This is a genomic window from Methylobacterium sp. J-026, assembly GCF_022829585.1.
Taxonomy (GTDB): domain Bacteria; phylum Pseudomonadota; class Alphaproteobacteria; order Rhizobiales; family Beijerinckiaceae; genus Methylobacterium.
Genome location: NZ_JAKSYC010000327.1, coordinates 52,251 through 73,265, shown reverse-complemented (window position 1 = coordinate 73,265; position 21,015 = coordinate 52,251). Strand labels below are relative to the sequence as shown.

Annotated in this window: 25 protein-coding genes and 1 tRNA gene; 11 read left to right on the top strand and 15 right to left on the bottom strand. The window is 71.3% G+C overall.

The window, feature by feature from the left end; all coding sequences use genetic code 11:
• The first annotated feature begins 79 nt into the window (after positions 1-79).
• Positions 80-481 (top strand): F0F1 ATP synthase subunit epsilon, encoded by a 402-nt coding sequence (locus MKK69_RS28275; RefSeq protein ID WP_243973486.1) that lies wholly within the window; start codon positions 80-82, stop codon positions 479-481.
• 50 nt (positions 482-531) lie between these two features.
• On the opposite strand, the gene MKK69_RS28270 is transcribed toward MKK69_RS28275, so the two are convergent.
• The 7 genes from MKK69_RS28270 to hrpB form a co-directional block, all read right to left on the bottom strand.
• Entirely contained in the window at positions 532-1,776 is a 1,245-nt protein-coding gene (locus MKK69_RS28270; protein WP_243973485.1) for a CCA tRNA nucleotidyltransferase, read from the bottom strand.
• Positions 1,773-2,030: a DUF6111 family protein gene (locus MKK69_RS28265; protein ID WP_243973484.1), complete on the bottom strand. Its 258-nt coding sequence runs from the start codon at positions 2,028-2,030 to the stop codon at positions 1,773-1,775. The genes MKK69_RS28270 and MKK69_RS28265 overlap by 4 nt, the downstream gene beginning before the upstream one ends.
• A gap of 13 nt (positions 2,031-2,043) precedes the next feature.
• Positions 2,044-2,757: a CoA pyrophosphatase gene (locus MKK69_RS28260; RefSeq protein ID WP_409564904.1), complete on the bottom strand. Its 714-nt coding sequence runs from the start codon at positions 2,755-2,757 to the stop codon at positions 2,044-2,046.
• The gene (locus MKK69_RS28255; RefSeq protein ID WP_243973482.1) at positions 2,712-3,290 is read right to left on the bottom strand and encodes a DUF1285 domain-containing protein; all 579 of its coding nucleotides are present in this window, start codon (positions 3,288-3,290) and stop codon (positions 2,712-2,714) included. Before MKK69_RS28255 ends, MKK69_RS28260 begins: the two co-directional genes overlap by 46 nt.
• 60 nt (positions 3,291-3,350) lie before the next feature.
• Positions 3,351-4,574: an SMP-30/gluconolactonase/LRE family protein gene (locus tag MKK69_RS28250; protein WP_243973481.1), complete on the bottom strand. Its 1,224-nt coding sequence runs from the start codon at positions 4,572-4,574 to the stop codon at positions 3,351-3,353.
• A 76-nt stretch (positions 4,575-4,650) separates the two neighbouring features.
• Positions 4,651-5,076 (bottom strand): PaaI family thioesterase, encoded by a 426-nt coding sequence (locus tag MKK69_RS28245; RefSeq protein WP_243973480.1) that lies wholly within the window; start codon positions 5,074-5,076, stop codon positions 4,651-4,653.
• 47 nt (positions 5,077-5,123) lie between these two features.
• Positions 5,124-7,577: an ATP-dependent helicase HrpB gene (hrpB, locus tag MKK69_RS28240; protein WP_243973479.1), complete on the bottom strand. Its 2,454-nt coding sequence runs from the start codon at positions 7,575-7,577 to the stop codon at positions 5,124-5,126.
• Between the two features lie 157 nt (positions 7,578-7,734).
• Between hrpB and MKK69_RS28235 the strand changes: the two genes are divergently transcribed.
• The 4 genes from MKK69_RS28235 (at position 7,735) to MKK69_RS28220 (ending at position 10,104) form a co-directional block, all read left to right on the top strand.
• Complete coding sequence (locus MKK69_RS28235) at positions 7,735-8,358, top strand: carboxymuconolactone decarboxylase family protein (protein WP_243973478.1); 624 nt, start codon at positions 7,735-7,737, stop codon at positions 8,356-8,358.
• A gap of 150 nt (positions 8,359-8,508) precedes the next feature.
• Positions 8,509-8,742 carry a hypothetical protein gene (locus MKK69_RS28230; protein ID WP_243973477.1) on the top strand — a complete coding sequence of 78 codons (234 nt, stop codon included), beginning with the start codon at positions 8,509-8,511 and terminating at the stop codon, positions 8,740-8,742.
• A 105-nt stretch (positions 8,743-8,847) separates the two neighbouring features.
• Positions 8,848-9,228: a hypothetical protein gene (locus tag MKK69_RS28225; RefSeq protein ID WP_243973476.1), complete on the top strand. Its 381-nt coding sequence runs from the start codon at positions 8,848-8,850 to the stop codon at positions 9,226-9,228.
• A gap of 177 nt (positions 9,229-9,405) precedes the next feature.
• Positions 9,406-10,104 (top strand): YoaK family protein, encoded by a 699-nt coding sequence (locus tag MKK69_RS28220; protein ID WP_243973475.1) that lies wholly within the window; start codon positions 9,406-9,408, stop codon positions 10,102-10,104.
• Here the strand turns inward: MKK69_RS28220 and MKK69_RS28215 are convergent.
• The 4 genes from MKK69_RS28215 to MKK69_RS28200 all read right to left on the bottom strand — a co-directional run bounded on the left by MKK69_RS28215 (position 10,094) and on the right by MKK69_RS28200 (position 12,046).
• Positions 10,094-10,342 (bottom strand): flagellar protein, encoded by a 249-nt coding sequence (locus tag MKK69_RS28215; protein WP_243973474.1) that lies wholly within the window; start codon positions 10,340-10,342, stop codon positions 10,094-10,096. The two genes, MKK69_RS28220 and MKK69_RS28215, sit on opposite strands and share 11 nt — an antisense overlap.
• A 118-nt stretch (positions 10,343-10,460) precedes the next feature.
• A tRNA-Leu gene (locus MKK69_RS28210) sits at positions 10,461-10,547 on the bottom strand.
• A 34-nt stretch (positions 10,548-10,581) separates the two neighbouring features.
• On the bottom strand, positions 10,582-11,775 hold the full coding sequence (locus MKK69_RS28205; protein WP_243973473.1) for an FAD-dependent monooxygenase: 1,194 nt from the start codon (positions 11,773-11,775) through the stop codon (positions 10,582-10,584).
• A gap of 13 nt (positions 11,776-11,788) precedes the next feature.
• Positions 11,789-12,046, bottom strand: coding sequence for a zinc-finger domain-containing protein (locus MKK69_RS28200; RefSeq protein WP_091713381.1), 258 nt, complete (start codon positions 12,044-12,046; stop codon positions 11,789-11,791).
• 197 nt (positions 12,047-12,243) lie between these two features.
• Here MKK69_RS28200 and map point away from each other — a divergent pair, with 197 nt between their 5' ends.
• From map to MKK69_RS28170, 6 genes are all read left to right on the top strand, one after another.
• The gene (gene map / locus MKK69_RS28195) at positions 12,244-13,071 is read left to right on the top strand and encodes a type I methionyl aminopeptidase (RefSeq protein WP_243973472.1); all 828 of its coding nucleotides are present in this window, start codon (positions 12,244-12,246) and stop codon (positions 13,069-13,071) included.
• 6 nt (positions 13,072-13,077) lie between these two features.
• The gene (gene radC / locus MKK69_RS28190; RefSeq protein WP_243973471.1) at positions 13,078-13,824 is read left to right on the top strand and encodes a RadC family protein; all 747 of its coding nucleotides are present in this window, start codon (positions 13,078-13,080) and stop codon (positions 13,822-13,824) included.
• A gap of 95 nt (positions 13,825-13,919) precedes the next feature.
• Positions 13,920-15,359, top strand: a complete 1,440-nt coding sequence (locus MKK69_RS28185; protein WP_243973470.1) for a circularly permuted type 2 ATP-grasp protein — start codon at positions 13,920-13,922, stop codon at positions 15,357-15,359.
• 63 nt (positions 15,360-15,422) lie between these two features.
• Positions 15,423-16,370, top strand: a complete 948-nt coding sequence (locus MKK69_RS28180) for an alpha-E domain-containing protein (RefSeq protein ID WP_243973469.1) — start codon at positions 15,423-15,425, stop codon at positions 16,368-16,370.
• A gap of 24 nt (positions 16,371-16,394) precedes the next feature.
• On the top strand, positions 16,395-17,222 hold the full coding sequence (locus MKK69_RS28175; RefSeq protein WP_243973468.1) for a transglutaminase family protein: 828 nt from the start codon (positions 16,395-16,397) through the stop codon (positions 17,220-17,222).
• A gap of 41 nt (positions 17,223-17,263) precedes the next feature.
• Complete coding sequence (locus MKK69_RS28170; RefSeq protein WP_243973467.1) at positions 17,264-18,013, top strand: peptidase; 750 nt, start codon at positions 17,264-17,266, stop codon at positions 18,011-18,013.
• Positions 18,014-18,109: 96 nt separating this feature from the next.
• Here the strand turns inward: MKK69_RS28170 and MKK69_RS28165 are convergent, their stop codons facing one another.
• From MKK69_RS28165 to thiO, 4 genes are read right to left on the bottom strand one after another with little or no spacing between them, the layout of a single operon-like run.
• Positions 18,110-18,748: a thiamine phosphate synthase gene (locus MKK69_RS28165; RefSeq protein WP_243973466.1), complete on the bottom strand. Its 639-nt coding sequence runs from the start codon at positions 18,746-18,748 to the stop codon at positions 18,110-18,112.
• 2 nt (positions 18,749-18,750) lie between these two features.
• Positions 18,751-19,554 carry a thiazole synthase gene (locus tag MKK69_RS28160; RefSeq protein WP_243973465.1) on the bottom strand — a complete coding sequence of 268 codons (804 nt, stop codon included), beginning with the start codon at positions 19,552-19,554 and terminating at the stop codon, positions 18,751-18,753.
• Positions 19,555-19,556: 2 nt separating this feature from the next.
• Positions 19,557-19,769 carry a sulfur carrier protein ThiS gene (thiS, locus tag MKK69_RS28155; protein ID WP_243973464.1) on the bottom strand — a complete coding sequence of 71 codons (213 nt, stop codon included), beginning with the start codon at positions 19,767-19,769 and terminating at the stop codon, positions 19,557-19,559.
• Positions 19,766-20,983 (bottom strand): glycine oxidase ThiO, encoded by a 1,218-nt coding sequence (thiO, locus tag MKK69_RS28150; RefSeq protein ID WP_243973463.1) that lies wholly within the window; start codon positions 20,981-20,983, stop codon positions 19,766-19,768. The genes thiS and thiO overlap by 4 nt, the downstream gene beginning before the upstream one ends.
• Positions 20,984-21,015: the final 32 nt, after the last annotated feature.

Here is a 21,015-nt window from a genome sequence, read left to right as displayed (position 1 = left end):
CGATCCTGCACCACCCCCACCTCCACCTCCTCCCCGCAAGGGGGAGGAGAGCTTGTCGCGGATCCGGGATTGTCCTGAGATGGCCACCTTCCACTTCGATTTCGTCGGCCCCGAGCGGACGCTGTATTCCGGCGAGGTGACCGCCGTTCAGTTGCCCGGTACCGAGGGCGAGATGACCGTGATGCCGGGCCACGCCCCCGTCCTGACCTCCCTGCGGGTCGGGGTGATCGTGGTCACCGAGAGCCAGGGCAGCGGCAAGCGCATCTATGTCCGCGGCGGGTTCGCCGATATCGGTCCCACCGCCGTGACCGTGCTGGCCGAGCGTGCCGCGCCGATCGAGGAACTCACGCCCGAATCGCTCGACAAGGATATCGAGGCGGCCGAATTGCTGCGCGACTCCACCGAGGATCTGCAGAAGCGCGAGGAGCTGAACGGCCAGATCGTCCAGCTCCGGGAGACCAAGGCGCTGCTCAAGCTCTGATGGCCGATCGGATCGTCCCAATCACAGCGCCAGGCTGACGGATTACGGTGCTACGCTTTGCCGGCGCCGGCCAGCGCCTGGGCCAGGAGTTCGGCCCGGGCGTCCGGTCCGCTGGGACAGCCGCGTTCGAGCCAGAGCCTGCGGGCCGCGGACAATCCCCGGCCAATCGCCGGACCGGGCGCCACGCCCGCCGCCACCAGATCCGCCCCGGCCAGCGGAAAGGTTGGCGCGCCCCCTGCCCCGTCCATCATCCGCAGCGTCTGCCACGCATCCTCGGTGATGTCCGGCCTCGGCTCGCTGGCCAGAATCGCCAGTGTCGCGGTCAGGAGCGGGAGGCCGTGTGCGGCCGCGAGGATCCGCGCCTCGATCGTGCCGATCAGCGCCCGACCGTGCAGATCCGCCAGGGTGTCGGCATAGCCGGTGAGCTGCGCGTGCGCCTGGTTCGAGAGCCGCAACCGATCGCGCAGCCGATCCGCGTCGTGCCGGCCGGCGACCGCCAGCGCCGCGAGCCGCATCACCGGCGGCAGACCCGCCCCGGCGGCGCGCTCCAGCCGCCCGAGCTCGCCGACGCCGCCCGTGATCCGCTGCAGCAGGCCGGTGCCGCTCAGAGTCACGACCATCGTCGGGCCTCCGGTTGCCGCCAGAAGTTTCAAAAACTCGTCGCGGACTCGCTCCCGCGACAGCCGGTCCAGGCTGTCGCGCGCGGACACGCAGGCGGCGAGGGCCGCGGCGTCGGGCGCCCCGCGGCCGAAGCGTGCGTGGAAGCGGAAGAAGCGCAGGATCCGCAGGGCATCCTCACGGATCCGGGTCGTGGGATCGCCGATGAAGCGCACCCGTCCGCCCGCCAGATCCGCCAACCCGCCGACGGTGTCGTGCAGTTGCCCGTCGATGCCGAGCGACAGGGCGTTGACCGTGAAGTCGCGCCGTTCCGCGTCCCGCGCGAAGTCGCTGCCGAACCGGACGACCGCGTGGCGCCCGTCGGTCTCGATATCTTCGCGCAGGGTGGTGACCTCGATCGGCCCGTCCTCGGTGATCAGCGTGACGGTGCCGTGCTCGATCCCGGTCGGCACCGCCTTCAGGCCCGGGGCCGCGCGGGCACGCGTCATCACGGCGTCCGGCCGAAGCGTCGTCGCGAGGTCGATATCGGCGGCCGACACGCCGAGAAGGGCATCGCGGACGCATCCGCCGACCAGACGGGTCTCGGCACCCGGATCGTCCAGGGCGGCGAGCGCCCGGCGTACGCCCGGCCGGTCGAGGAGGGCCGAGAGGCCGGCGCGGTCGAGGATCTGCCTCACCGGAAGCCGCCGGGGACCAATCGGCCGTTCTCCATGTGCGTGGGCACGTAGCCGCCGGCCCGGCGCTCGGAGAACAGGCCCTCGTAGACGAGCGTGCCGATCACAACGGCCAACCCGGCGAGCACGAGGCGGAAGAGATGCGGATCCCAGTGGACCCGGCGCAGCGGGTTGCGGCCCGCCAGCAGGAGGTAGACCAGGAATAACCCGAAGGGGGTGAGGAAGAGGCCGAACTCTTCGAGGACGCGACGCAGCATGGATGTTCGTTGCCTAAACGGCCGGGCGACGGATCCCGCCCGGTTCGGATTCCGGATAGAGCCGTTCGCGGAGGTTGTTCAGAATCCCGGCGGTGACACCCCAAATCAACCGCTCGCCGAAGTTGACGGCGTAGAACCAGCGGGTGCGGCCCTGCCAGTCCCGCGACCGCAGCCGATAGCGCTCCCGGTCCATCAGCACCGGCAGCGGTACCTCGAACACGTCGGCCACCTCGGCGGGATTGGGCCGGTAGGTTGCCTCAGGCGCGACGAGGCCGATCACCGGGGTGACGAGGAATCCCGTTCCCGACAGGTAGGGGTCGATATAGCCGACGAGCTGCACCGCGGTGGGGTGCAGGCCGATCTCCTCCTCGGCCTCCCGCAGGGCCGCGGCGGCGGGGGTGGAATCGGACGGGTCGATCTTGCCCCCCGGCAGGGCGACCTGTCCGGAATGGTCGCGGAGGTTGGCGGCGCGCTGCGTCAGGATGAGGTTCGGCCCCTCCGGGCGGAACACCACCGGCACGAGCACGGCGGCCCGCCGGTGCGGCGGCGGCGGGATCACGGCCGAGCCGTCCGGATCGAGGCTATGGTCGCCGCGCGGGTTGGAGGTCGGATCGTCCGGCCCGGGGGGATGCGGCGACAGGCCCGACGCGGCGCGGGCGAGGAATGCGGCGCGGGGATCGCTCACGCAGCGGCCGGTGCGATGGGATAGAAGGTGCCCCCGGCCCATAGCCCGAGCCAGGACCGTCCATCGACGGGATGCTCCTCGGCGAGATCCACGAGGTCGTAGGTCAGCGCCCGGGTGACGAGCGCCCAGAGGCCGCCGCGGACATGCAGATAGGGTTTCAGGGCCCCGTCCGGCTCTTCCTCGAAGCGCAGGGCGTGTTCGGCGTCGACGGGCACGAGGTCGTCGACATTGGTCCGGAAGGAGAGGCGCCGGTTCGGCCCGAAACCGTCGACCGCCATCTCGACCGCCGCGAAGGCGGCGTCCTCGACCGTGATGCCGACGCTCTCCACCGGCGTCACCAGCACGGTCCGCCCGTCTGCCTCGCGCCGCAGGATGGTGGAGAACAGGCGGACCAGCTTCGCCCGGCGGATCGGCGTGCCGTTGTGGTACCAGGTCCCGTCCGCGGCGATGCGGATGTCGATCTCGCCGCAATAGGGCGGGCTCCAGCGCTCCACCGGCGGAAGCCCCCGGGTCGGCAGATCCCCGAGGGCCGCGCTGAGGCGGGCCAGGGTTGGGTCGGCGGAATCCTCACTCATGCCCGTGACAGATAGCGCTCCGGCGCCCGGACAGCCATGGCGGATCCCGGGTCGCGGCCGTCAGGCCGGTCCGGCGCCCTGGGTGTTCACCGTCAGGGCGTAGAGCGACTGGCTAGCCGTCATGAACAGGCGGTTCCGCTTGGGGCCGCCGAAGGTGAGGTTGCCGCAGACCTCCGGCAGGCGGATCCGCCCGATCAGTCTCCCCGCCGGGTTCCAGATCGTCACACCGTTATAGCCCACAGTCCGGCCGGCGTTGCTCGACGCCCAGACATTGCCGTCGACGTCGGTCCGCACGCCGTCCGGTCCGCATTTGACGCCATCGACCACGCAATCGGCGAACAGCCGTTGTCCGGAGAGCCTGCCGCCGTCCCCGACGTCGAAGGCGTAGATCTCGCCTTTGCCCCCGGGGCCGGTATCGCCCGGTCCCTTGCCGGTGGAACAGACATAGAGGGTCCGATGGTCGGGGGAGAAACAGAGGCCGTTGGGGTCCGGAACCGCATCGTCGGTCAGAACCCGGTCGACCCGGCCGGACGGGTCGATGCGGTAGACCGCGTTCGGCAGCGCCCGCCGTCCCGGTGCGACCCCGGCGGGCTGACCGAGGCGCGGGTTGAGATGGCCCTGGGGGTTCGAGGGACCGCCCGGCTCGTCCGGCAAACCCTCGTAGAGCAGGCCGCCATAGGGCGGATCGGTGAACCAATACGATCCGTCGACGTGCTGGACCACGTCGTTGGGCGAGGTGAGCGGCTTGCCCGCGAAGCTGTCGGCCAGCACCGTCGCCGAGCCGTCGAGTTCGTAGCGGACCACGCGCCGGCCGGTGTGCTCGCAGCTGAGCTGCCGCCCCTGCCGATCGAAGCTGTTGCCGTTGGAATTGTTGCTCGGCGCGCGGAAGGCGGAGACGTGCCCGTCCTCCTCGAGCCACCGCATCTGGCGGTTGTTTGGGATATCGCTCCAGACCAGATACCGGCCGACCGCATTCCAGGCCGGCCCCTCCGCCCAGAGGGCGCCGGTCCAGAGGCGGCGGATCGCGCTGTTCGGGACGATGTAGGCCTCGAAAGCGGGATCCACTGCGAGCACGTCGGGATCGGTGAAATAGGTGGTGGGGGCTGCGCCGGGGCGGAAGTCGCGCGGCGGGTTCGTCACCGTGCTGGGCGGCGCCGGCTCGGCGGACGCCGGATCGGCCGAGGCCAGGACGGCGCCCAACCCTGCTAGGACCGAACGGCGCGAGGGCGGAACGGGCCCGCGATGCGCCCCACCTCCGGATCGGCCTGTCTCCCCGTTCCGCATGCGATCCCCCCGGTTCGCGTCTGCGCGCATCGGTGGCGCGCTGCGTCCGAAGACTGGGACCAAAATCCTGTTCGCGTCAACCGGGCCTGCGCCGCAGGATCTTCCACACCCCATCCGCCGAGGCCAACAGGCGGCTCCCGTCCCGCACGTCGCCGCGCATGAAGACGAGCGAGCCGGTCCGTTTCACCACCTGCGGGCGGATGCCGATCCAGTTCCCGAGACGTCCCACATCGATGAACTTCATCTCGAGCTGGATCGTCACGCAATTGGCGCCGTCGGCCGCCCGCATGGCCGTCTCGCCGAGCGCCCGGTCAGCGAAGCTCATCAGCATGCCGCCATGGACCACGCCGATGAGGTTGGCGTGCTTCTGCTCCGCCCGGAACGCGTAGGCGCCGTCCGATTCGCGCCGATGCACCGGCCCGACATGGGCGATGAAGCCGGCATCCTCGATGGGTGTCCAGCCCGGGTCGGATGGGTCGAAGGGATCGGTATTGTCGGTCATCGTGCATCGTCCGTAGCTGTCGCGGCGGTGGAAACCGGCACCGTCCGTCAGGTTCCCCGTGGCTTGGCCCGCCGGGTCGGAGCCTCGGTGAGCGGGTCCTCCGGCCAGGGATGGCGGGGATAGCGACCACGCATCTCGGCCCGCACCGCCGCCCAGGATCCCCGCCAGAAACCCGGGAGGTCGCGGGTGATCTGGATGGGGCGGTGGGCGGGCGACAGCAGGTGCAGGACCAGGGGCCGTCCGCCGGCCCGCGGGTGCCGGTCGAGGCCGAACAGCTCCTGCACCCGCACGGATAGGGCGGGCTCGTCGGCAGCGTAATCCACCGCGATGCGTGAGCCGGTGGGCACCTCCACATGGGTCGGCGCCTCGGCGTCGAGGCGGGTGCGCAACGTCCAGGGCAGCAGGCCCTGCACGGCACCGCCGAGGTCGTCGGCCGTGATCGAGGCCAGGGCGGTGCGCCCGACGAGGGACGGCGCGAGCCACGCATCCACGGTCGCGGCGAGCGCATCGTCCGACAGGTCTGGCCAGGCATCGCCTTCCGCCGCGTGCAGGAAGCACACCCGGGCGCGCCATTGCGACAGGGCCGGCGTCCAGGGCAGCCGCTCGATCCCCAGCGCGGCGATGCCCCGGGCCAGGATCATGGCGCTTTCCAGATCGGCCGGGACTGGCAGCGGCCGGGCGCCGAGGCTGACCGTCCCCAGCCGCCGGACCGCCCGGGCCCGGAGGGACGCCGTTTCCGCATCGAAGGTGGTCTCGGTGCGGGACTCGATCCTGTCGGCGAAGAGCTGCTCGATGGCCCCGGCGTCGATCGCCGCCGCCGCCAGGATGCGGGCATTACCCGCCGCGCCGACGAGGTCGGCGACGACCAGATGGGTCTCCCGGGCGAGCGCATGGGCCGGATCGAGGCGGCCGGCGCGGCCGCTCGCCATGACGAACTCGCCCTCGCGGCCCCGCGCCCGCGCGACGCGGTCGGGATAGGCCAGGGCCAGGAGCGGGCCGGCCGGCGCCGGTCCGGCATCCGGGCCGCCGCCGGCGATCCGCGCCCAGCCCTCGGCGAGCCGGCGCATGTCCGCCGACCGCCCGGCCCGGTCGCGGCGGAACCGTTCGACCCGCGCGTCGAGATCGACCTCGTCCCCCCCGAGGCCGCGTTCCACCAGGACCGCGGCGAGTTCCGCGGCGGCACGCGCCCGCCCGGACCCGGCCGCGACCGTGACCATACGGGCGAGACGCGGCGGAAGCGGCAGGGCGCGCAGCCACGCGCCGGCCTCCGTGAGCCGTCCATTCGGGTCGAGCGCCCCGAGGTCCGACAGCATGGTCCGGGCCTCGGTCAAGGCGGGCGCCGGGGGCGGATCGAGGAAGGCGAGCGTGCACGGATCGGCCACCCCCCAGGCGGCGCAGTCGAGGAGCAGGCTCGCCAGATCCGCCGACAGGATTTCGGGCCGCGAGAAGGGTTCAAGGGCGCTGGTGCCGGCCTCCGACCAGAGCCGCCAGCACAGGCCGGGCTCGGTCCGGCCGGCGCGGCCCCGCCGCTGATCCACGGAGGCGCGGGAGGCGCGCGCGGTCACGAGCCGCGTGAGGCCGAGCCCAGGCTCGTAGACGGGGACCCGCGAGAGCCCGGAATCGACCACGATCCGGACCCCCTCGATGGTCAGCGAGGTCTCGGCGATGCTGGTGGCGAGCACCACCTTGCGGGTTCCGGGGGGCGCCGGGGCGACGGCGCGGTCCTGCTCGGCCGGCGGGAGGGCGCCGTAGAGCGGCGCGAGCTGCACGTCCGGCCCGATGCGATCCGCCAGGAGGGCGACGGTCCTGCGGATCTCCGCCTGTCCGGGCAGGAACACCAGCACCGAACCCGGATCGGAGCGCAGGGCCCGGAGGGTGACCTCGGCCACCGCCTCCTCGATCCGCCGGTGCGGGTCCCGCTCGACATAGCGTGTCTCCACCGGGAAGGCGCGACCCTCCGAGGCGACCACCGGGGCATCGCCCATCAGCCGCGCGACCCGGGCGCCGTCGAGGGTCGCCGACATCACCAGGATCCGCAGATCCTCGCGCAGGCCGCCCTGGGCGTCGAGGGCGAGCGCGAGGCCCAGATCGGCATCTAGGGAGCGTTCGTGGAACTCGTCGAACAGCACCGCGCCGATGCCGGCGAGTTCCGGGTCGTCGAGGATCATCCGCGTGAACACGCCCTCGGTCACCACCTCGATCCGGGTGCGGGCCGAGATCTTCGATCCGAGCCGGACGCGCAGGCCGACCGTCCCGCCGACCGGCTCGCCGAGCGTCTGCGCCATCCGGGCCGCCGCCGCCCGGGCCGCGAGGCGGCGCGGCTCCAGCAGGACGATCTTGCGCCCGTCGAGCCAGGGTGCCCCCAGCAGGTCGAGGGGCACGCGCGTGGTCTTGCCCGCGCCCGGCGGCGCCACCAGCACGGCGGCGTTCCGCGCGCCGAGCGCGGCGCGCAGGTCGGGCAGGGCCGCCTCGATCGGCAATGGGGTGGGAAGACCGGGCATCGATGCCGCTGATGGCGCGGACCGGCGACGGGCGCAACCGCGGCGGCCGACCGGTGACGCCGGGCGGCGTTCGATACCGATCCGACTCTGCGGCCCTGGCCTCCGGCACGCCGAGCCGCGAACGTGCGGCGCATTCAAAAGACCTGGGAGTGAAACAATGAAATTCCGCCCAATGGCGCTGGCCCTGGCCGCGCTGCCGCTCGCGCTCGCGCCCGCGTTTGCGCAGGACCGGCTGCCGACGATACCGCCGCAGGATTACACGTCCGAGCAGAAGCAGGCGGCCGAAGCCTTCGCGCAGGCCCGGGGCAAGCCGCCCTTCGGGCCCTTCGAGCCGCTGATGTATTCGCCCGAGGTCATGACCCTCGCCCGGTCGATGGGCGACTACCTGCGGTTCAAGCCCAAGATCGGCACAACCCTGTCGGAACTGGTGATCCTGATGACGGCGCGGCGCTGGACGCAGGACTACGAGTGGTACGTCCATGCGCCGATCGCCGAGAAGGCGGGGATCGCCCCGGAGATCGTCGCGGCGATCCGCGACGGGCGCCGGCCGGCGCGGATGAGCGATGACGAGACCATCGTCTACGAGTTCACCGCGGAACTGCAGGACACCAAGCGCGTGTCAGACACGACCTACGCCCGCGCCGAGGCCCGGTTCGGTAAGCCGGCGATCGTCGATCTTGCGGCGATCTCCGGCTACTACACGCTGCTCGCCATGGAGCTGAACGCCGCGCGCTACCCGATTCCCGAGGATGGCAAACCCCTGCCGCGCATGCCCGAGTGAGCCCGCTTATCCGCAGGGTCCGGGCATCTGCATCCCCGTTGTCCACAGGGTTCCGCGGCCGAAGATCGGGCCGCGGGGCCGGCGTTGACCATTCGTTAACCTTTATGGCCTGTTCTCTTTTCGTTCCCGAACGCGAACGAGGAGAACACGATGCTGACCGCTGCCAGTCCCGCGCGCGACGCGCATGCCTGTCCCGTCGAGGCGATCAGCGCCGCCTATCTCGGCTTCGCCGGCGGCGATGCCGGGATCGCCCTGCGCTGCGCGATCGCCGATGCCCTGTCCGACCTGATGGAGGCCGAGCGGCGCACCCGCGAACGCAGCCGCCTGATCTCCCGGGGCTATGTGCGGGAAGCCTTCGATCCGGCGGCCGGCCGCGCCAGCTGAACGCACGCTGCACGCGCGATTCAGGCTGGCTGCAGCGTGGCTGTGGAATCCTCCGCCCCATGATCCCGGACGTCTCGTGCATCCGGGCATCCATGGAGACAGGTCATGACACGCATCGCTCTGCTCTCGGCCGCCGCGCTGATCGGCGCGGGCAGCCTGGCCTCTTCGACCGCGGAAGCCCGCGGCGGCGGGGCCATCGCGGCCGGCATCATCGGCGGCCTCGCGGCGGGCGCGCTGATCGGCGCCGCGACCCAGGCCCACGCGGTGCCCGCTTACGGGTACGGTGAGTCCTACGGATACACGCCCGTGGTGGTGCGGCCCGCCCCCGCCTACCGGGTGTACGAAGAGGACGGACCGGTCTACGCCACCCGCCGGACGGTCACCTACGAACGGGTGCCGGTCGGCTACGGTCCCGCCCGCCGCTGGCACCGGGACTGGGATGACGGCTACGGCGGCTACGGCGACCGCGGCCATTACGGCTGGTGAGATGGCTCCCTGGGTCTGACGACCCTGGGCCCGGACGGCGGCCGCCCTCCATCGTGGTTTCGGTGTCCGGGGCGATACGCTAGCGACATGGCGCGGCGCCGCTCCGGCAGCGCCCCATTCAGCCCACTCGCACGTGGCGTGAACCGGGTGTTCAGGTCGCGGCGGTAAGACGATTCGATGCTGGTCCACGAAGGCGCGACGCGCACCCCTGAAGCCGACCGCAAGCTCGGCCTGTCGCTCGCGGCGGTGGCCGGGGCGCTGAACACCGCGGGGTTCTACGCGGTCGGCCTCTACGCCTCGAACATGACCGGGAACGTCTCGGCCATCTCCGACCGCACGGGAACCGGCGACCTCGTCCTGGCGGCGGAGGCGCTGCTCCTCGTCCTCCTATTCGTGCTCGGTGCGGCGGTGTCGACGCTGCTGATCCGCTACCGCCGCCGGAGCGCCGAGCACGGGGCCTACGCCTACAGCGTCTGTGCGGAAGCGGTGCTCCTCGTCGCCATCGGCCTCGTGGCGCTTCCCCTCGCGGAGCCGGCGCGGGGCCATGCCCTGGTGCTCGGCCTGAGCTTCGCCCTGGGTGTGCAGAACGCCGCGGCGACGAAAATCTCCGAAGCGCGCGTGCGGACGACGCATGTCACCGGCACGATCACCGATATCGGCATCGAGCTGGCGCGCTGGCTGGATCGCGCCGCGCCCGATCGGGTCCCGCTGAAGCGCCACGACCCCACGCGGCTGCGCCTTCACGTGCTGACGGTCGGGGCGTTCCTCGCGGGCGGGCTCGTGGGCGTCGTCGCCTATCGCGCCGTCGGCGTGGCCCTGCTGTTCGCGGTGGCCGCGATCCTGGCGTCGCTGGCGCTGCCGGCGCTCAGGCGTTGATGTCGAGGAGCCGACCGGTCATCCGGTCGGCGGTCCGCGCCACGGCGGCGTTCAGCGCGAAGGCAGACTTGGAGCCGACGAGTTCGGCGGCGGCGCTGGACAGGTCCACCTGCGCGGCGGGTTGCAAGGCCGTCTCGGCGACGGGCGCCCCGGCGGACGCGATGGTCTGGGCCACATTCCCGAAACGGTCGGAGGCCCGGGTCATGCCGGTCGTGGCGGTCTGAAGGGCGTCGATCATGCGCAATCTCCCTGCGCCGATCCTGCCAGGCGAACGCTGCGGGACCGTTGCGGAGATCGCGCGCATTTGAGGGATCACTGCCTTATCCGAAGGCTATCCTGCGCGCGCGGGAACGGGGTGGTGCGGACGGCGGGACTCGAACCCGCACGGCCTTGCGGCCGCAAGATTTTAAGTCTCGTGCGTCTACCGGTTCCGCCACGTCCGCATCGGGCCTTCGGTAGCCGCGGCCGGCCCCGCGATCAAGCCGGGGGCGTCCAGCCGTACAGCCACGCGTAGCGGTCGCGCATGCCGTCGGGGCCGAGCCGCGCCATCACGGCGTTGCGGGCGAACGCCACCAATCCCCTGGCGTGATAGGTCCGGCCGTTGGCGCGGGCAGCCCTCTGGACGCGCCGGACGCGGGTCGACCGGTCCGCCGCGAAGGAGGCGAGCGCGGCCGGCACCTGGGCTTGGTCGGAGAGCGCGCGCGTCAGTACCGCGGCGTCCTCGATAGCGAGGGCGGCGCCCTGCGCGAGATAGGGCAGCACCGGATGGGCGGCGTCGCCGATCAGCGCGATCCGGCCGCGGGCGAGCGGGCGCGCCACGGCCCGGTCGGCCAGCGACCAGACCAGCCAGGAATCCGGCAGGCCGAGCAATCCGCGCAGGGGCTCGGCACAGCCGCGAAAGCAGGCGCGCAGCACCGCCGGCTCCCCGAGCCGGCCCCAGCCCTCGTCGCCCACCGCCTCGGGGACGACCGCCACGACGTTGAGGAACTGGCTGTCCCGGACCGGGTAATGCACCACGTGCCGGTTCCGGCCGAGCCAGAGCCCCGTCGCCGCACCGCGCAGGGGTTCCGGCACGGCCTCGATCGGGATGAGCGCCCGCCACGCCGCCGCATGGCCGGGCCGGTGCGGCGCCGCATCGAGATGTCCGCGCAGGCGCGAGCGCAGCCCATCGGCCCCGATCGCCAGATCGAAGGCCAGATCCTGCACGCCGCTGGCGCCCTCCGCGGCGAGGAGGACTTCCGACTCCGTCTCGGCCAGGCGCGTTACGGTGCGGCCCATCATCAGCCGGATCGCCGGCCGTCCGCGCAGGGCATCGAGCAGGAGGGTCTGCAGATCGGCCCGGTGGATCACGTAGTAGGGCGCGCCGAACACCGCCTGCGCCGCCGCCCCGAGGGCGACGCCGCCGAGACGGCGGCCGCTATCGAGGGCGCGCACCTCGACGCCCGGGGGCTCGCTCGCGGCCCGGCGCAGGGCGGGCGAAAGGCCGAGCCCCGCGAGCACGCGGCTCGCGTTGGGGGAGATCTGGATCCCGGCTCCGACCTCGCTGAAGCCGGTGCGGCGCTCGATCACCGTGACGGCATGGCCGGCATCCGACAGCGCCAGCGCCGCCGTGAGGCCGCCGATCCCGGCCCCCACGATCCCGATCCGCAATGGTCGATGGTCGGTGGACACCGCGACGGCGCGCCTACTCCGCCGCGAGCTTGGCGTCGTCGTGCCAGACGCAGGCCTGCGGATCCGCCTCGTCGGCCTTCAGGCCGGCGCGGTAACGGTACAGGGTCGAGCAGTACTGGCAGATGATCTCGGTGTCGGCGCCCATGTCGAGGAAGACGTGCGGGTGGTCGAACGGCGGCAGCGCGCCGATGCACATGAACTCCTTCACCCCGACAGCGACCACCGGCACACCCGGCTCGTTGTGAAAGTGGGGTACCGCCTTGCCTGCCATCCGGCCCTCGCCTGACCCGTACCGATCGCGCGGCGAATCCACCCGCGCGCACCGGGCGCCATGCGGCCGCTTATGCCGCCAGCCCCGCTTCCGGCGCAAGCCACGCCCGTCCGCGTGCCGGACACGGCTTGGCCTCCCGCGCCGCGCACCGTACATAGGTCGGACGCCCGATTGATGACGCCGCGAAAAGTCCCGACATGCAGCAGGAACAGGCCACCGCGCAGGGATCGCGCCGCGCCCCGGAGCCGCCGATCCACGGTCCCGAGGGCTTCGAAGGCATGCGCCGCGCCGGCCGGCTCACCGCCGAGGCCCTGGACCTGCTGATGGAGGCGACCCTGCCCGGCGTCACCACGGAGGCGCTCGACCGGCTCGCCTACGAGTTCGCCATGGATCACGGCGCCTATCCGGCCTCGCTGCTCTATCGCGGCTATCCGAAGTCGATCTGCACCTCGATCAATCACGTGGTCTGCCACGGCATCCCCAACGACAAGCCCCTGCGCGAGGGCGACATCGTCAACCTGGACATCTGCCTGATCCTCGACGGCTGGCACGGCGATTCGAGCCGGATGGCCTATGTCGGCGAGGTCTCGCGCCGGGCCCAGCGCCTGTGCGAGATCACCTACGAGGCGCTGATGCGCGGCGTCGCGGCGGTGAAGCCGGGCGGCTCGACCAACGATATCGGCCGGGCGATCCAGTCCTACGCGGAGGGCGAGCGCTGCTCGGTGGTGCGGGATTTCTGCGGCCACGGGCTCGGGCGCACCTATCACGACGCGCCGACGATCCTGCACTACGTCGAGGCGAGCTACGACGTGCCGTTCAAGCCCGGCCAGTTCTTCACCGTCGAGCCGATGATCAATCTCGGGCGGCCGGCCGTGAAGGTGCTGGGCGACGGCTGGACCGCGGTGACCCGCGACCGCTCGCTCTCCGCCCAGTTCGAGCACACCGTGGCGGTGACGGAGACGGGGGTGGAGATCTTCACGATCTCGCCGAAGGGGCTGCACCAGCCCGTCAATCCCGCATCCTGACCGACCATGGCGCCGCGGCCGGACGATGCCGAGGCGGGGCTCTTCGCCGACGCCGGCGGCGCGTCGTCGCTGGCCAAGGACGCGCCGCATTATCACGGCCATCGCGACCGGCTCCGCGAGAAGTTCGCCGCGGCGGGCGGCGACGCGCTGCCGGATTACGAATTGCTGGAGTTGGTCCTGTTCCGCGCGATCCCGCGGCGCGACGTGAAGCCCCTGGCCAAGGCCCTGGTCGCCCGGTTCGGCAGCTTCGCCGAAGTGTTGAGCGCCGAGCCGGCCCGGCTGATGGAGGTCCAGGGCGTCAGCGCCGGCGTCGCCGCCGACCTCAAGGTGATCGAGGCCGCCGGGCGGCGCCTCGCCCGGGGGGCGATCCGCGGGCGGGCGCTCTTGGATTCATGGGGCGCATTGCAGGATTACCTGCGCGCCACGATGGCCTTCGCGCCGCGCGAGGAGTTTCGGATCCTGTTCCTCGACAAGCGCAACCACCTGATCGCCGACGAGGTGCAGGGGCGGGGCACCGTCGACCACACGCCGGTCTATCCCCGGGAGGTCGCCCGGCGGGCGCTGGAACTCTCGGCCACCGCCATCATCCTCGCCCATAACCACCCATCCGGCGATCCGACCCCGTCCGCCGCCGACGTGGCGATGACCCGCGAGATTGTGGCCGTGCTCGCGCCGCTGAAGATCGTCGTCCACGATCACGTGATCCTCGGGCGAAACGGTCACGCGAGCCTGAAAGGCCTCAAGCTGATCTGATCCTCTCGCCGCCTTGAGCGTTATCGAGGGCAGATATAGCCACGAGCAGATGGCGCGCCTCTTGCCTCAGAGCGGGAGCGTTAGGGAGGAACGAGATGGCGGTGACGGCCTTCGACGAGATGACCGGGCTCGGCACCGGCACGGCCGATCCGGCCGCGATTCGAGACGCCTACGGCACGCTCAAGACGTGGCTCGAAACGACCCCCCCGGAGCATTTCAACACCCGCCGCAGTCAGGCCGAGCTGCTGTTCCGCCGGATCGGCATCACCTTCGCGGTGTACGGCGACAACGAATCGACCGAACGCCTGATTCCGTTCGACATCATCCCGCGGGTGATCACGAAGCCGGAATGGACGTTCCTGGAGCGCGGGCTGAAGCAGCGGGTCACCGCCATCAACCTGTTCCTGAAGGACGTGTACGGCGCCCAGGAATGCATCAAGGCGGGCATCATCCCGGCCGATCTCGTCTATCGCAACGCCCATTACCGGATGGAGATGCGCTCGTTCCGGGTGCCGCACGACCTCTACGTCCACGTCGCCGGCATCGACATCGTGCGCACGGGCGAGAACGATTTCTTCGTCCTGGAGGACAACGCCCGGATCCCGTCCGGCGTGTCCTACATGCTGGAGAACCGGGAGGTGATGCTGCGTCTGTTCCCGGACCTGTTCTCCAAGCACCGGGTCGCCCCGGTGGAGAACTATCCCGACGCGCTGCTCGCCACCCTGCGCAGCCTCGCCCCGGTCTCGGCGACCCGCGACCCCACGGTCGTCCTGCTGACCCCCGGCCGCTACAACTCGGCCTTCTACGAGCATTCGTTCCTGGCCGACAAGCTCGGCGTCGAGCTGGTGGAGGCCTCAGACCTCTTCACCAAGGACGACGTGGTCTACATGCGCACCACCGAGGGTCCGCGCCGGGTCGACGTGATCTACCGCCGCCTCGACGACGATTTTCTGGATCCGCTCGTCTTCCGCCCCGACTCAGTCCTCGGCGTGCCGGGCCTGATGAATGCCTACGAGCGGGGATCGGTAACATTGGCCAACGCGGTCGGGACCGGCATCTCCGACGACAAGGCGGTCTACAGCTACATGCCGGAGATCGTGAAGTTCTTCACCGGCGAGGAGCCGATCCTGCACAACGTGCCGACCTATCGCTGCCGCGAGAAGGACTCGTTCGCCTACGTGATGGACAACCTGTCGGAGCTGGTGGTGAAGGAGGTCAACGGCTCGGGCGGCTACGGCATGCTGGTCGGGCCGCACGCGAGCAAGCGCGAGATCGACGACTTCGCCAAGAAGCTCAAGCATGCCCCCGACGGGTTCATCGCGCAGCCGACCCTGTCGCTCTCCACCTGCCCGACCTTCGTGGCCTCCGGGGTCGCGCCGCGCCATGTCGACCTGCGGCCCTTCGTGCTCAACGGCGCCGACCAGATCCGCATCGTCCCGGGCGGCCTGACCCGGGTCGCGCTGAAAGAGGGCTCGCTGGTGGTCAATTCGAGCCAGGGTGGTGGTACGAAGGATACCTGGGTGCTGGACGCCTGATTTCATGGGGTCGGACATCCCGAGGCGCGGGCTCCCCGGTCCGCTCGACGTGGCTGAAAAAGAATGCTTTCCAGGACTGCCGACAACCTTTTCTGGCTCTCGCGCTACGTCGAGCGCGCCGACTTCGTCGCGCGCATCCTCGACGCGGCGCACCGCTTCGCGTCGCTGCCGACGAGCTACGGCGGCGGCGAGGGCAACGAGTGGGACTCCGCCCTCGCCTCGGCCGGAGACCCGGACGCGTTCAAGACGCATTACAGCGCGGTCAACGCCGACACGGTCTGCGACTTCCTGGCCTTCAGCCCGCACAACCCCTCCTCGATCCGCTCCTGCATCGAGGCGGCCCGGGAGAACGCCCGCTCCGTGCGCACGGCGCTCACCACCGAGATGTGGGACGCGATCAACGGCGCCTGGCTCGAACTGCGCAACTATGCCGGCAAGGACCTCAACCGCGACGAGTTCGGCCGCTTCCTCGACTGGGTGAAGACCGTCTCGCTCACCTTCGACGGTTCGGCCTTCCGCACGATGCTGCGCAACGACTCCTTCTGGTTCACCCGGCTCGGCACCGCGATCGAGCGGGCTGACAACACGGCCCGCATCCTCGACGTGAAGTACCAGATCCTTCTGCCCCACGACGAGACGGTGGGCGGCAGCCTCGACTACTTCCAGTGGACCACGATCCTGCGCGAAGTCTCAGCCTTCAACGCCTACCACTGGGTGTACCGGGAGAGCGTGAAGCCACTCCTGGTGGCCGATCTGCTGATCCTCAACAAGCAGATGCCCCGGTCATTCGCGAATTGCTACGGGGTGATCGTCGAGTATCTCGACCTGATCGCCGACGCCTATGGCCGGCGCGGACCGAGCCAGCGGTTCGCCGGCAACATGCTGGCCAAGCTCGAGGCCGAGGATATCGACCGGGTCTTCGCCTCCGGCCTGCACGAGTTCGTCGAGGCGTTCATCGCCGAGAACAACAGGGTGGGCGAGGCCATCGCCAAGCAGTATCTGGTCGGCTGACGAAGACGCACAGGCCCCCCGCGCATGCGCATCCGCGTGATCCACGAGACCATCTACACCTACGAGCAGCCGGCCCGCGGGCTCGTCCAGGTCCTGCGGCTGACACCGCGGGACCATGACGGCCAGTACGTCCGAGGGTGGCGGATCGACACCACCGTCGACGGGCGCCTGACCGCCCGCGAGGACGGATTCGGGAACCTGGTTCACTGGTTCACCCCTGACGAGGCCGCCGACGCCCTGACGATCCGGGTCAGCGGCGAGGTCGACACCGAGGACACCCAGGGGATCGTGCGCGGAACCGTCGAACGTCTGCCGGATTCGTTCTATCTGCGCGACACGGATCTCTGCGCGACCAGCACGGAGCTGCAGGTCTTCGCGGAGCGCGTCGCCACGGCCGGCGACGCGGCGCCGCTGGCGCTGCTCCACCGCCTGATGGGGGCCGTTCCCGAAGTCGTGGCCTACGAGCCCGGCCCGGCCGCCAATGCTGTCCCGGCCGCGAAGGCCTTCGCGGCGGAGCGGGGTGTCTGTCAGGATCTGACGCATGTCTTCATCGCGGCGGCCCGGCATGTCGGCATCCCCGCGCGCTACGTCGCGGGCTACCGCGCCCGCGATGACGGCGAGGCCACGGTCGAGGCGCCGCACGGCTGGGCTGAGGCCCTGGTGCCGGATCTCGGCTGGGTGGCGTTCGATCCGTGCTTCGCGATGAGCCCGTCCGACAGCTACATCCGCGTGGCCACCGGGCTCGATTATCTCGGCGCCGCGCCGATCCGGGGCAGCCGGACCGGTGGCGGGACCGAGACACTGGACGTGAAGCTTCGCGTCGAGCAAGGCAGGGCCGCCGCCCAGTCCTGAGTCCCGCGACGGCGGTCCCATCGCATGAAAGCCCGAAGACGATGACGTACTGTGTCGGTGTCCTGGTCGAAGAAGGGCTGGTGATGGTGGCCGACACCCGCACCAACGCGGGGCTCGACGACATCTCGACCTACCGGAAGCTGCACCACTTCAACGTGCCGGGCGAGCGGGTGATGATGCTGGCCTCGGCGGGCAACCTGTCGATCACCCAATCGGTGCTGAGCCTGCTTCAGGAGGGCGTGCCCGGTGAGGGGGAGGAGCCGGCGCAGAAGCTCGTCGAGGCGCCGACCATGTTCCAGGCGGCGCAGCTCATCGGCCGTGCCATCCGCCGGGTGCGGTCGATCGAGAAGGATGGGTTCGAGGCGGCCAACATCCGGTTCTCGATCTCGCTGCTGTTCGGCGGACAGATCGGCACCGGCGACATGCGGCTGTATCTCATCTACTCGGCCGGCAACTTCATCGAGTGCAGCACGGACGCCCCGTTCCTCCAGATCGGCGAACACAAATACGGCAAGCCGATCCTCGACCGGGCGGTGACCTACCGGACCGATTTGTACGACGCCCTGAAGGTCAGCCTGGTCTCGATGGATTCGACCATGCGGTCGAATCTCGGCGTCGGCCTGCCGATCGATATCGCGGTCGCCCGCCGGAACGCGCCGACGCTCGAGGTGAACCACCGGATCGAGGCCGGCGAGGGCTATTTCCACGACCTGCGCGAGCGCTGGTCGGCGGCGTTGCGGGCCGCGCACCGGGCGATTCCGCGGCCGCCCTATGGGCCGTCTGAGAAGTAGATCTCGGACGGGTCCCTCGATGAGACCCCGTTCGGACGGCTCGGCTGGTCAGGCGGATAGCCGGCTCGGATCAGCGGCGCGTAGACGCTAGACCGATCACGTGCGCGCGCATGGCGCCGCGTTCCAGGCTTTCAGCCGGTCCCGCGCGGCGTCCGACGGATCGTCGGCCTGCATCAATCCGCCCATGATGGCGATCGCTGCCGCGCCCGCCGCGCGGCAGGCCGCGATCTGGTCGAGGCCGATCCCGCCGAGCGCCACCAGCGGAAGGCCGGCGGCCCGCGCCGCCGCGAGACCGTCCGGACCGAGCGCCGGTCCGTAGCCCGGTTTGCTCGCGGTCGGATAGATCGGGCTCAGCGTCACGTAATCGGCGCCGGCCGCCGCGGCCCGCACGGCCTCCTGAAACGCGTGGGCCGACACGCCGATCAGCGCCGCCGCCCCCAGGGCGGACCGGGCCGCCGCGATCGCCTCCGGACCCGAACCGCCGCCCAGATGCACCCCGTCGGCGCCGAGGGCGCGCGCCAGGGCGACGTCGCCGCCCACCGTCAGGACCCCGCCCCGGGCCCGGACAGCTTCGGCCACGGCCGCGCCGAGGCGGCGGCGCGCGTCCGGTTCCAGATCGCGGTCGCGAAACCAGATCCAGCGGGCGCCGCCATCGAGGATCGCCCGCACGGTCTCGGCGAGGGGCCGTGGATGCCCGTGCCGGTCCGTCACCGCGAGCAGCGGCGACGGCAGCATCCTCACGAGCCGACGAGGCCGAGCTGCGGGCTCGACGGCTCGGCCCGGCCCCGGCGGGGGATCCGCCCGGCCAGATGCGCGTCGCGCCCCGCCTCGACCGCCCGGCCCATGGCGCGGGCCATGCGGACCGGATCGTCGGCCTTCGCGATGGCGGTGTTGATCAGGCAGGCGGAGGCGCCGAGCTCCATGGCGATCACCGCGTCCGAGGCGGTCCCGATCCCGGCATCGACCACCACCGGCACCTTGGCCCGGCGGCAGATCAGTTCGAGATTTGCCGGGTTGGCCACTCCCATCCCGGAGCCGATCAGCGACCCCATGGGCATGATCGCGGCGCAGCCGAGATCCTCCAGGCGCTGGCAGACGATCGGGTCGTCGTTGCAGTAGGGCAGGACCACGAAGCCGTCATCGACGAGGTGGCGACAGGCCTCGATCAGCTCGGTCACGTCCGGGTAGAGGGTCTCGCGGTCGCCGATCACCTCGACCTTGATCCAGTTGGTGTCGAAAGCCTCGCGGGCGAGTTCGGCGGTCATGATCGCATCGCGGGCGGTCTCGCAGCCGGCGGTGTTCGGCAGGAAGCGCTTGCCCTTCAGGATGGTCACCGTGTCGGAGCCGTGGCCCTGGAGCGAGACCCGGCGGATCGAGGCGGTCACCACCTCGGCGCCACTCGCCGCGACGGCGTCGCGCATGATCGCCTGGGTCGGATACCCGGCGGTGCCGATGAACAGCCGGGAGGACAGAGCCACCCCGGCCACGGTGAAACCATCCGCCCCGGTCCCGGGGCGCAGCGGCGTGACGGTGGGGTCCATGCTCAACCTCCCTGCATGGCGCGGACGATCTCGACGCGGTCACCCTCGGCGACCGGGGTCTCGCCCCAATCCCGGCGGCGCACGACGCGGCCGTTCAGCGCGATGGCGATGCCCTGCGGACTCTCCATGCCGGTCTCCTCCGCCTCGACGCGGAACAGGCCGTCGATGGTCTCGGCTGCGCAGTCGCGCGGCTCGCCGTTGACGAACAGCCTCATGCCGACGCCCTCTTGGGCTCCGGCTGCGCGAACCGCGCCCGGGTGAACGGGCGGGCGAACTCCGGCAGGGCGCCGCCCATGACCAATTCGGCCACGGCATCGGCGGTGACGGGGGCGAGCAGGTAGCCGTTGCGGTGGTGCCCCGTGGCGACGACCAGACCCGGTGCCAGCGTATCGATGATCGGTGCGTCGTCGTCGGAGGTGGGACGGTAGCCGCTCCACACGGCCTCGACCTCCATCTCCTCGATCCCGGGCAGCACCCGGCGGGCGCCTTCGAGCAGCGCGTAGAGGCCGCCGGCGGTCACGCCCGGACGGAAGCCGCAATCCTCCACGGTGGCGCCGACGATGAGCTGGCCGTCGCTCTTCGGGGCCATGTGGACCTGCTCGGTCCAGACCATTCGGCCGAGGGTGCCCGTGCGCGCGGTGGTGCGCAGGGCCAGGGATTGGCCCTTGAGCGGGCGCACCGGCAGCGTGAGCGTCGGCGGGAGCAACCCGCCCTCACCGCTCCAGGCGCCGGATGCCAGGATCACGGTTCCGGCCGCGACGCCGTCCTCGCCGGCGCGCAGGCCCGTGACGCGGCCCCCCGACCAGTCCAGGGCGGTCACGGGTGCGTGCTCGACCACGACGACCCCGGCCCGCCGACAGGCCTCCGCCAGGGCCGCCATGACACGGCACGGATCGACCTGATGATCCAGCGGGCAGTGAAGGCCGGCGGTGACGGAGGGGCGCAGGCCCGGCTCCAGGCGCCGGACCTCGCTGCCGGGCAGCCACGTCGCGTCGAGGCCGGACCGGCGCTGCAGATCGTGGCGGAAGCGCAGGCGCTCGACCTCGTCGCGCCCGACGGCCAGCACCAGGGTTCCATCCGGCCGGTAATCGATCGCCTGACCCGACTCGGCCTCCAGCGCGTCGCGAAACCCCGGCCAACGCCGGAGCGAGTCGAGGGCGAGCGGCAGCAGCGGATCGGAGCCTGGCTCGTGCTCGGCCGCCGGTGCCAGCATGCCGGTGGCCGCGAGACTAGCCCCGGCGCCGATCGTCTCGCGCTCCAGCACCACCACGGACCGGCCCGCACGGGCCAGCCGCCAGGCGATCGACAGGCCGATCAGGCCGCCGCCGACGATTGCGATGTCGGCGCGAACGGGCAGGCCGGCCCGCTCTGAGGGGCTGGCCGCGCCACGGCGGCGTCCGATCGGTGACGGGGGGCGGTCCAGGGACACGCATCTCTCCACAAGGTGCCGTCGCGGAGAAT